The sequence below is a fragment of the Synechococcus sp. H60.2 genome, assembly GCF_047462315.1.
Classification (GTDB): Bacteria; Cyanobacteriota; Cyanobacteriia; order Thermostichales; family Thermostichaceae; genus Thermostichus.
This window is the reverse complement of record NZ_JANSIZ010000080.1, coordinates 1-10,661: the sequence shown is the minus strand read 5'-3', so window position 1 is coordinate 10,661 and position 10,661 is coordinate 1. Positions and strand designations below refer to the sequence as shown.

Here is a 10,661-nt window from a genome sequence, read left to right as displayed (position 1 = left end):
GGGCAGAGGAAGAGACAAAAATCTTGCCGTAAAGCGGATGGGGAAACCCCACCCGCCTGCGCGGTGGGGTAGTTCATAATCTTCCCAGCTGTTCGCAACTCCTGAGTTAAGTTAAAGAAAATAGGATCAAAGGGAAATGACTCTGCTTTTAGGTCTTCTAATTGGATTGGCTATTGGTTTCTCCCTGGGCGTTTATACCTGTAGGCGATCTGAAGTGAACCGCTACGAATCGAGGTTTGAGAGATGGAGGAAAGAAACTGAGAGGGCAATAGCTTTGCAACTTGACCAGTTCACTCAAAGAGCTAATAGCCAGTTACTGGATGAGATTCTAAGAAAGCTACAAGCTGACCTTGAGGGCTTCAAACTTCATATCTCAGAAAGTCTGTCCGAAAGTTACCAAAACTTCCTTCAGCGTTTAGCTGACTATACAAGTCAGCTAGTTAAGAATATAAGTAATCAGCAGAATATCCTGGGCAGTCTATCGGAAAGTATAGAAAACATTTCCCAGAATCTAAACTCGAGTTCTAGCCTTCAAAAGGGGAAGGAAACTAACAAGCAAACTGCTGACGCAAGACTCAAGAGTTTGCCGCCAGAGACGATTAGCCGTGAACAGGTGAAGATAGGGGTATTTCTGTGGTCTAAGAACATAAGGATGAAGAACCTGCTTCCATCTAGTAAAAAAGCAGCAGAAGGGGAACTCGATAACAAGCTGAACTGGATATCAAACCTTATGGGTCAGAGGTACTCGATGATTGAGAAGCTTTACAAAGAAATTAAATCTGGCATTGGAGAAGAAAAGAGCTTGACTCTTTGCTTAAAAGGCAACCCTCCAGAAGTGATAAATTATAGCTGCCAACTTGCTTCCACTCTACGTAAGGTTAATTTCTTAAAGGAACATAACTACTCAAAAAGCTCCAAAACCCTGATGGTAAAACTAAGCAAGTCTTCAGAGGCAATCAAGTTCCTATCTGGAGATTGGCTGGAGAGATATGTCAAACAGCAACTGATCAAGTTTGCTAGAGAGCAGGGACAGAAGATCGATTTTTCCTACATCGCAAATGCGGAAGTTACTTTGCCCAACGGTAGCGACTTTGAGATCGATCTCTTCTTCCACATTAACAACCGATTCTACTGGATAGAGTCGAAGACCGGCAGCTACAGGGACTGTATAGAGAAGTACTCTTGGCTCGCCTCCGAAATGGGTCTCGGCCCAGATCAAGTCTTTCTGGTCTTGGCAGATGCTGATCAGGAGACGAGAAGTAGGATCTCCTCCTCCTATAATCTTTCAGCAATTAGTGTCGAGGAGGTTGAGTCTCTGCTGTACAGAATTGTGAGGAGGTAGACTCAGTCTAAGCTACCACTTTGACAGCCTGCTCCATACACCACCAGGGATCCTCGGCAAAAGCCGGCATGGGCGTGCTGCCTGCCTTACCCAAAATGGCCAGCCGAACTTCCCGATCCAGCCGGGATCCCGATCCGTAGGGATCCTCGGAGGGGGGCTCCAGTCTTTGTCCCAGCGGGGGCATTGCCATGATGCCCGGCTGCATGCCAGTACTGCTGACCCAGATTTTGAAGCGATCCACCGTTGTCTCCGCGTCTTCGGGCAGTTGCATCTGCAGCAGGTAGCGAGGGCCAGAGCCGACTAGCACACTTTCACTAGGGCGCAGGCGGGCAGGAAAGTCCGGCTGGTAGGGATAGACTAAACCGACGCTGCACTGCCGTTCGTCAAAGACTGTTACATAGACGTGCACTGGAGTGAGAGCCCTGTTGCGCAGGGCGATGGCGAGGTTGCGGCCTGCTTGAATTTGCACCTGTCCCTGGGGATCCCGCGGCAGGGGGCTGACTTCGGCAGGGGTAGAGCCGCTGGCCGGCGTTTCCAGTTGCAGAAACTCTACTTCCAGAACACTGCTCAAAGCATCGCTGGCAGGTTGCAGGTTGAGGAGGTTGTCGAAGGCGGCCACATGTTCCAGCAGCCGCACCAGCTTGCGAGGTAGAGCCTGCGGCTTTTTTACCGGGATCCGAAAGGCCGCCAGCGCCACCTCTTCCTCCCGTCGGTAGAAGTGGTAGATGGCATCGGGCAGCATCTCTACTCGCAAGTCCGCTGCTTCCGGGTCAGTGTACGTCAGAAGCGGCGAGGCCGGCAGAGCCGCCAACAACTCGGCAACAGGCATTTGCGCTTGGCTGGGATCCGCACAGGTGAAGGCCACCCGCAACGGCTGAAACCGGACGGCAGACATGGGCGATCCTCAAAAAAAATCTCGTGATCCAGATCTACCGGATCCGCAGACCCAGCTCCAGCTTTGTCCTAGGCTGTAACGGCGAAGCATGGCAACCCATCGTAAACTACCCGGCTCCGACTGCTAAGCGGTACGGAGCGGGCTTTCTGTAGCCCTGCAGTTGGCAAGCCAACCACGGACCTCCAGGCTGGTTATTGCCTTGAGGGAGGTGCTTGCTTTCTGCTCAGGCAAACCGCTATGCTACCGCCCAGATTGAGGCATCTTTCTGTGGCAAGTCAGCAGCTTCGGGTCTATGTCCCCTCTCACCCGCTCATTAAGCACTGGTTAGCCGTGGCTCGCGATGTGGAAACCCCCACGCCTTTGTTTCGCAGTGCTCTGTCGGAGCTGGGCCGCTGGCTAACCTACGAGGCGATGCGGGAGTGGATCCCAACTCAGGCGGTGCAGGTGCAAACTCCTCTGGAACCTGCTGCAGCAGAAGTTATCGCCCCCAACACGCCGCTGGCCATCGTGCCCATTTTGCGGGCTGGCCTGGCCATGCTGGAAGGCTGTCAGGCTCTCTTGCCCCAGGCACGGGTTTTTCATGTGGGCCTGGTGCGGGACGAGGAGACGCTGCAGGTGAGTTGTTACCTCAATCGCCTGCCAGAGCGGATCCCGGAGCAGATGCGCATTCTCATCCCTGAGCCGATGTTGGCTACTGGCGGCACCTTGCTCTGGGTCTTGGATGAGCTGAAAAAACGAGGAGCGGATCCCAGCTTAGTGAGAATTGTGAGTGTCTTGGCCGCTCCGCCGGGGTTGCAGCGGCTGGGATCCCATTACCCAATGGTGCAAATTTTCTGCGCCATGATTGACGAGCGTCTAAACGACCGAGGGTTTATCCTGCCTGGGTTGGGAGATGCTGGGGATCGCGCTTTCGGCACCTGATCCCTCAAAGGAATCGCGAGCCAAGAGGCTTGCTCTGTCGCTAGGATCGGCTGGGCATGGCAGCAGAGCGTAACATTTGGCATCAATTGCCTCAGTGCCGCTCTGGGTGCTTCACTTCTGTCAAGGCTGTTGGATGATGGGAATGCTGGCCGCTTGAGCCCCAAGGCCTGCCTCAGGGATCCGGCTTGCGCTCCTCGGGCCAGAGGCTGTTTGATCTGGCTAATTGACTGGTGCCAGCGCCTTTTCCTTTCCTGGACCTATGCGACTTGTCCTCACCAGTTTGGATGGCAGCCTCCTAGATCCCCAGTCCAACAGCTATGGCTCTGCCCGACAAGCTTTAGCGGCTCTGGAGCGCCGCTCCATTCCCTTGGTGCTCTACAGCCTACGTACCCGCGCCCAACTGGAATATCTGTGTCAGCAACTGCGCCTGGAGCATCCCTTCATCTGCGAGGACGGTTCCGCCATTTACGTCCCCGAACATTACTTTCCCGCAGGGATTTTGGACGAGCGCTGGCAACACTGCTCTCCCTACTACGTGTGTGCCCTGGGATTGCCCTACTCCTGCTTGCGCCACATTTTGCAACAGGTGCGTCAAGATTGCCACTTGGATCTCATTGGGTTTGGGGATTGGACAGCCTCGGAGCTCGCTGCCGCCACTGGGATCCCTTTGGAGGAGGCAGAACGGGTGCAACAGCGGGAATATAGCGAGATTTTCAGCTATTCCGGGGATCCAGCCACCCTAAAAGCGGCCTTCGCCCAGCAAGAGGCCACCCTCAGCCAGCACCAGTTGCGGCTGCGTCAGCTCCACCTTCCCAGCCCTTCGCACTGGTATCTCACTGGCTGGAAGTGGATGCATTCAACCCCAGCAGCCAGTTTCTGGCCTGGAGAAGAGGCGGTGCGGTTGCTTCTAGACTGCTACCAGAGACACTTGGGCCCGGTCAGGGCTCTGGGCATTGGCTGTTCCCTGCCCGATCTGGCGTTTTTGCGCTGGGCGGAGCGGAAAGTCGTGCTTCCCAGCCCAATTGCGGATAGCCTCTGGAAGGAGGCCGTTCACCTCGGTGGGCCAGAGGTTCAGACCCAGTGGCAACTGGCCCGGCTCCCCGGCCCTGAAGGATGGAACGAAGTGGTGTTGACGTGGTTGGAGGAAACTGATCGTGGTGATGAATAAAAGCAGTGGACAGACTGCCGCCGTGGGATGCCTGCTGAGCTTGGTGCTGGGACTGCCCGCCTCTGCCCAGCCGCCTATGAATCTGCTCACCGGGGAGCCGACAGTGGCCCAACTCAAGGCAGATGCAGCCCGCTACCTGCAGATGGGCTTTCACACCCTAGCCATCAATGCCTACCGGGCCGCCCTTGAGCTGGAAGACAAAACTAGGGTTCTCCCCAGTGAGCGGGATCCCGACGTGCCCTTTAACCTCGGCCTGATCTACGCTCGCCAAGGCAAGCTGGCGGAGGCGCGAGCCGCCTTCCAACGCTCAGTGGAGGTGGATCCCACAAGTTTCAAGGCCCGCTACCAACTGGCTTTGGTGGATCTCAAATTGGGGAACCTCGTGGAAGCCAAACAGCAGCTCACTCTCCTGGCCCACGCCGCCCGCAGCAACCCCGAGACCTATAGCCACATCCAGTCCCTGCTGGCCCCCTTGGAGTCGGTTCCTCTTCCTAGCCAACAGACTAACAACTCCGCTCCCCCCCTAACCATCGATTCGGAGGGGGACAAATTTGCGCTTGAACAAACAATTGCCCCGCCAGAAGCAACTCTAGAAAAGCAGCCAGAGGAAGAGAAACCTCTCTCGGCCTTGCAGCGGCTACGTCGGCGGGAGCTGGACTAGATCCCTCCCTGTCCAAACCAGCAAGCAATTGGGAATAGATAGCTACGGCTCAGGAAGAAGAGCCGACCATGTCCAGAGGACTGTTGCGAGTGCGGCTCTCCCTGACAGCGATAAAGGAAAGAGCGGACGCTGAAAAGCTAAAGGAGAACCTGAAGTTCTATTTGGTTTGGACGGCGGATTCTACCCCCATTGATCCTGTTGCTAGATGAACTACCCCACCGCGCAGGCGGGTGGGGTTTCCCCATCCGCTTGACAGCAGAGCTTTTGTCTCTTCCTCTGGCCCAGTTACTTCATGGATCCCGTGTACCCAACATCCGCTCCCAGAACTCGAGCTGCTCATGAACCGGCGAGTAAGCGAGGCCGCTAAAGTTCCACAGCTGTTGCAGCGTCTGACCGCAGTGGACGTGGAACGCACACCGCACCATCCAGCCCTTCAGCCGCGTTCTCGCGTCAGGTTCAAGAAACAGCTCCGCGTGCTCGCGCTCAAAGAACAGGCAGGGCTCTCCCCAACCCCACAGCTGCGGCGGCGGCGGATCGTTGCGGGCAAAGCCGTAGACGGTAACTTTCAGGTCTAGATCCGTTTCGTCAGGGTCGTATTGCCGCCCCAGCTGTTGCAGCAGATAAGCCAAGCAAATCAGAGCTTCATGGCGGCGCTCATATAAAACATAGGAGTTCTCTAGACCATACTGCTGCCCAGGCCGGCGCGCTTGCAAGTCTCGCAGCGCCTGCGTAGCTCGCTCCACGTCGTCGAAAGCCACAACCGGCAGCCAAGTCTCAGGCGAGGTGTAGCGTACCACAAGAACCAAAGGCAAAGGGCTATCTATAGCCATGGCAGCTTCGGTTTTTGCGCATCGGCGGCGCCTAAAGCATACCCCACTGCTGCCACACCGCGGATATTAAATTGGGTTAAGCCCAAGACAGTGTTTAGTTTATTGCCAATGTCGATTAGTCTTAGGTTGATCTGTCTCAACTGAATGTTGGCAAGGATCCCGTTGATGATATCCACTCCCGGGATCCAGTTGCCAATGCTATTTGCGAGTGTCAAGCCCCCTGTTTCTCTCAGCCAGGCCACCACCCGCTTAGAGGCCACTTCTCGCACTACGCCGCCTACGCGCTCGTAGGTTCCATTCTGCAGGCCTTTCAGGATGGCTTCGGGAATCTCTAGGATGACTTGCTCGGAAACCATAAGTCAGGAGCTCCCCGCGTTTGCTGCCGCTAAACTAGCACAGAGAAAACCCTCTGAAAATGCCTGCACTTGGAGAGTTCGCCAAGGCTTATTCTCAGTTGCAAGGGTAAGAGCTTAGCATGGAGATCCAGCCTCTCTCGCTGTTGCGTTGCCGCTATGTCTGAGCCTGCTGGTCGTCTGGTTTGGAACCACTCCACCCACATTTCTGGGCTGATCCCTGTCCTGGAGCGCCTGACTCGACAGCCGGGCATTAAAACTGTAACCCCGGGCGCCTTGTCCTGCAGTCGGGGGCGGATCCCTCAGTTACAGTTGCGGGTTTCCGTGCCTATTCGGGGTGGATACAAGTTGGTGGCCCGCAAGGGCAGCAGCGTGCAAGAGGTGTTTGTGGTTACCGACCTCAGCCAGTCGGAGCTGGAAGCAGCAATTCGCCGCTGTCTGGAGTAGGTTTGTACTCTGGGCGCGCCATGTCCCGTGCTAGCCTCAAGCCTGCCCGCATCAGCGCCGTCCTACCTGGATCCCTGGCGGCAAAGGTGGGCATTCAGCCGGGGGAGGCGCTGGTGAGCATCAATGGCGAGAAACCCCGCGACCTCATCGACTACCGTTTCCTCATTGCTGAGGAATATCTCTGCCTGGAGATCCTAGACAGCCAAGGGATCCCGCGCACGGTTGAGCTGGAAAAAGACGTGGACGAGGATCTGGGGCTGGAGTTTGAGACGGCTTTGTTCGATGGTCTCATCCAATGCAACAACGCCTGCCCCTTTTGCTTTATCGACCAACAGCCCCCTGAGATGCGGGCAAGCTTGCACCTCAAAGACGACGACTACCGCCTCAGCTTTCTCTACGGCAGCTACCTCACCCTCACCAACCTGACTGCTGCCGAGTGGGATCGCATTGCCCGCCTGCGCCTTTCTCCCCTCTATGTGTCGGTCCATGCCACCGACCCCCAGTTGCGCAGCCGCCTGCTCAAAAACCCGCGTGCCGGCTTGATCCTGGACCAGTTGGCCTGGTTTCGCCAACACCGCCTGCAACTGCATGCCCAAGTGGTGGTTTGCCCAGCTTGGAACGATGGGGAGCAGCTAACTCGCACCCTTCTGGACTTGGCCGCCTTTGGCCAACCTGTTGAAGGGATCCCAACCGTCCTCTCGGTGGCGGTGGTGCCGGTGGGGCTAACCCGCTTTCGTCCCCCCAATGATGAGCTAATCCCGGTGGATGCTGCCAAAGCGGCGGAGGTGATTGATCAGGTGGAAGCGCTGCAGGCGCAGTTTCGGCAAGAACTGGGATCCACCTTTGCCTGGCTGGCCGATGAGTGGTATCTGCTGGCGGGTCGGGAATTGCCGCCGGCAGAGCACTACGAAGATTACCCCCAACTGGGGAATGGGGTGGGATCCCTGCGCTTGTTCTTGAGCGAGTTCGAGCAGGTGCGGCTGCCGGCTGGGATCCCTGCTCCCCTCAAAGTTCTCTGGGTGGTGGGCAACGCTGTGGAACAGGCCTTCCAGCCTGTGGTCAAGCGGATGAACGGCATTCGGGGGCTGCAGTTGGACCTGTTGCCCATTGCCAGCCAATTCTGGGGACAAACCCTGACGGTAACCGGGTTGTTGACAGGACAAGACATTCTGGGCGCTCTGAAATCCGTTGAAAACTTGGCAAGCTACGATGGGCTACTTTTGCCCCAGATTGCTCTTAAGGATGGGGAGCGCTTTCTAGACGATCTGAGCTGGCAAGAGTTGCAGGCCCAAGTCGGGATCCCGGTGGTGCGGGTGGACGGGGGTCCAGCGGGCTTGCTGCAGGCGGTGCAGGGGCTAGGATCAAGGGCAGCTCCGGGCCAAGGACGGTGAGGCCATGCAGCGGTTGCGGCGAGGGCTACTCCTATTGCTTTGGATTGGACTAGGGATCCTGGCCATCAGCGGCTTGGCGGCCTTCTATGTAGATCTGGCCTGGTTTGCCGAGCTGAACGCCTTGCCGGTGCTGTGGACGCGGGTATTTGCCCGCTGGGGGCTGGGCCTGGGCGCCTTTGGTTTTGCCCTGGCGGTGGTGGGATCCAACCTGCGCGCCTGCTGGCGGGGAGCGACCCTGACAGGGGCCTGGGTCATTGCCCTGGGGTTGAGCGGCTGCTTGGCCTGGTCTCTTTCTCGGCACTGGTTTACACTGCTGCTCTGGCTGCACCAGGTGCCCGTCGGGGAGTTCGACCCAATCTTTGGCCGCGATCTGGGCTTTTTTCTTTTCGGCCTGCCCTTTTGGGAGACGCTGCAGCACTGGTGTTTCAACTTGGTGCTGCTTACTTTGATCACGACAGCGCTCATCTACCTGGTGGAGCTAGGGCTATCGGAGCAGCGGCTGACCCTGGCCCTTTCCCTGTTTGCCCAGCGGCACTTGCTGATCCTGGCGGGATCCCTGTTTTTAATTCGCGCCTGGGGCCACTGGCTGGATCGCTACGAGCTGCTCTACTCCACCCGTGGCGTTGTCTTTGGCGCCGGTTTTACCGATGTCCACGCCACCCTGCCAGCCACCACTCTAATGAGCGGGGTGGCTTTCCTGACGGCCATTGGCTTCTGGGTTTTGGCCCGCCAAGGGATCCGCCTCCGCCTTCCCTTTTTCAAATCCTGGTGCCCTGCCTGGGCCAGTTCCCTGCTGGCACCGGCTTTGCTTTGGGGGGCCTACCTGGGGTTTGGGCTCCTGACTACCCGGCTTTACCCGCAACTGGTGCAAACCCTTTTGGTCACCCCCAACGAGCTGGAGCTGGAGCGCCCCTACATCGAGCACAACATCCGCTTTACCCGCGCTGGCTTTGGCCTGACCGAGGTGGAGGTGAAACCCTTTCCAGAGGAGGGATCCCTGACGCTGGAAACCCTGCAGCAAAATCAATCCACCCTGCGCAACGTGCGCCTTTGGGATACGGAGCCCCTCTTGGTTACCTATCGCCAGCTGCAGGAGATCCGTCCCTATTACCAGTTTCCCGATGTGGATGTGGATCGCTACCGCATTGGCGGGGAACTGCGCCAAGTGATGCACGCTGCGCGGGAATTGGACTTTGCCCAGGTGCCGCCTGCTGCCCAAACTTGGGTTAACCAGCGGTTTTTCTATACCCACGGCTATGGCCTCACCCTCAGCCCGGTGAACGTAGTTACCCCAGAGGGGCTGCCGGACTTTTTTCTCTCGGATATCCCACCGCGGGTTTCTCCCCGCTACCCGGAGGTGGCGCAGGTGCTGGAAGTGGATCAGCCGGCTATCTACTACGGCGAGCTGACCACTACCCATGTGTTTGTGGGAGCCGAGGCAAGGGAGCTGGACTATCCCGCTGCTGATCGCTATGTCTACAGCAGCTACCGCGGCACGGGCGGCGTGCCCATCCCCCACCTCTGGCAGCGCTTTCTCTACGCCTGGCACTTCCGGGATCTGCGCATTCTTCTCAGCCGCGAGCTTTCCTCTACCACCCGCTTTCTCTATCGCCGCCAGATCCGGGAACGGGTGCGCCAGGTGATGCCCTTTTTGCTCTACGACCGGGATCCCTACCTGGTGATTCAAGGGGGCAAACTCTACTGGTTTTTCGATGCCTACACTACCAGTAGCCGCTACCCCTACTCGGAGCCTCTGCCCGGCTTCCCCTTCAATTACATCCGCAACTCCGTCAAGGCGGTGCTGGACGCCTACAACGGCAGCATCGACTGGTACATTGCTGATCCTCGGGATCCCCTCATCCAAGCCTACGCCCGCATTTACCCCACCCTGTTCCAGCCCCTAGAGGCCATGCCGGAGCCGCTGCGGCAGCACATCCGCTATCCCCAGGATCTCTTCCGCCTGCAAGTGCAGCAATTTGCCACCTACCACATGACGGATCCCCGGGTTTTCTACAACCGGGAAGACCAGTGGCAGATCCCCAACCAGTTCCGCAAGCAACGGCGCCTCCCCATGCAGCCGCAGTACCTTATCCTCACCTTGCCGGAGGAAAACCAGCCCCAGTTTGTCTTGCTTTCCCCCTTTACCCCCCTCAACAAGCAGAACATGGTGGCTTGGATGGCCGCCCGCTGCGATGGGGAAAACTACGGCAAGCTGCTGGTGTATGAGTTTTCCAAGCAGCGCCTTATCTACGGGCCGGAACAAGTAGAGGCGCGGGTCAACCAGGATCCCGCCATTTCCGAGCAAATTGCCCTCTGGAACGAACACGGGTCGCGGGTGAACCTGGGCACGCTGCTGGTTATCCCCATCGAGACCTCGCTTCTCTACGTCCAGCCCCTCTACCTGGAGGCAGAACAGGGCCGCCTGCCCCAGCTTACCCGGGTCATCGCCGCCTACGAAGACCGGGTGGTGATGGAGCCAACCCTCAGCCAGGCCCTGGAAGCCCTCTTCTCCCCCACCGGCAGTCGCCGCTCCAACCGCTGAGGCTGGGGGATCCCTTCTCAGATTTCCCAAAGCCAGTTGACAGAACTTAACGGATGTTTTAAGGTTGTGTTGTCAATCTTCGCGCTTCCTCAGGGAAGTTTGCCATCATGA

Annotated in this window: 10 protein-coding genes; 7 read left to right on the top strand and 3 right to left on the bottom strand. The window is 57.6% G+C overall.

Features of this window, described 5'->3' with window-relative positions:
* The first annotated feature begins 136 nt into the window (after positions 1-136).
* Complete coding sequence (locus tag NW845_RS11120) at positions 137-1,342, top strand: hypothetical protein (protein ID WP_414378567.1); 1,206 nt, start codon at positions 137-139, stop codon at positions 1,340-1,342.
* Between the two features lie 7 nt (positions 1,343-1,349).
* Here NW845_RS11120 and NW845_RS11115 read toward each other — a convergent pair whose 3' ends face one another.
* A complete protein-coding gene (locus NW845_RS11115) occupies positions 1,350-2,237 on the bottom strand; it encodes a hypothetical protein (protein ID WP_414378566.1) in 888 nt (295 codons plus the stop codon).
* Between the two features lie 237 nt (positions 2,238-2,474).
* On the opposite strand from NW845_RS11115, the gene upp reads away from it, so the two are divergent.
* The 3 genes from upp to NW845_RS11100 all read left to right on the top strand — a co-directional run bounded on the left by upp (position 2,475) and on the right by NW845_RS11100 (position 4,987).
* The gene (upp, locus tag NW845_RS11110; RefSeq protein WP_414366718.1) at positions 2,475-3,158 is read left to right on the top strand and encodes a uracil phosphoribosyltransferase; all 684 of its coding nucleotides are present in this window, start codon (positions 2,475-2,477) and stop codon (positions 3,156-3,158) included.
* Positions 3,159-3,417: 259 nt separating this feature from the next.
* Entirely contained in the window at positions 3,418-4,326 is a 909-nt protein-coding gene (locus NW845_RS11105) for an HAD hydrolase family protein (protein ID WP_414378565.1), read from the top strand.
* The gene (locus NW845_RS11100) at positions 4,319-4,987 is read left to right on the top strand and encodes a tetratricopeptide repeat protein (RefSeq protein WP_414378568.1); all 669 of its coding nucleotides are present in this window, start codon (positions 4,319-4,321) and stop codon (positions 4,985-4,987) included. The genes NW845_RS11105 and NW845_RS11100 overlap by 8 nt, the downstream gene beginning before the upstream one ends.
* A 290-nt stretch (positions 4,988-5,277) precedes the next feature.
* Here NW845_RS11100 and NW845_RS11095 read toward each other — a convergent pair whose 3' ends face one another.
* Together NW845_RS11095 and NW845_RS11090 are read right to left on the bottom strand one after the other, a co-directional pair.
* Positions 5,278-5,799, bottom strand: a complete 522-nt coding sequence (locus NW845_RS11095; RefSeq protein ID WP_414378564.1) for a hypothetical protein — start codon at positions 5,797-5,799, stop codon at positions 5,278-5,280.
* 8 nt (positions 5,800-5,807) lie between these two features.
* The gene (locus NW845_RS11090; RefSeq protein ID WP_414378562.1) at positions 5,808-6,173 is read right to left on the bottom strand and encodes a hypothetical protein; all 366 of its coding nucleotides are present in this window, start codon (positions 6,171-6,173) and stop codon (positions 5,808-5,810) included.
* A 156-nt stretch (positions 6,174-6,329) separates the two neighbouring features.
* Here NW845_RS11090 and NW845_RS11085 point away from each other — a divergent pair, with 156 nt between their 5' ends.
* From NW845_RS11085 to NW845_RS11075, 3 genes are read left to right on the top strand one after another with little or no spacing between them, the layout of a single operon-like run.
* Complete coding sequence (locus NW845_RS11085; protein WP_414372156.1) at positions 6,330-6,617, top strand: DUF2103 domain-containing protein; 288 nt, start codon at positions 6,330-6,332, stop codon at positions 6,615-6,617.
* 20 nt (positions 6,618-6,637) lie between these two features.
* The gene (locus NW845_RS11080; RefSeq protein ID WP_414378560.1) at positions 6,638-8,008 is read left to right on the top strand and encodes a TIGR03279 family radical SAM protein; all 1,371 of its coding nucleotides are present in this window, start codon (positions 6,638-6,640) and stop codon (positions 8,006-8,008) included.
* A 4-nt stretch (positions 8,009-8,012) separates the two neighbouring features.
* Positions 8,013-10,550: a UPF0182 family protein gene (locus NW845_RS11075; protein WP_414378558.1), complete on the top strand. Its 2,538-nt coding sequence runs from the start codon at positions 8,013-8,015 to the stop codon at positions 10,548-10,550.
* Positions 10,551-10,661 lie beyond the last annotated feature (111 nt).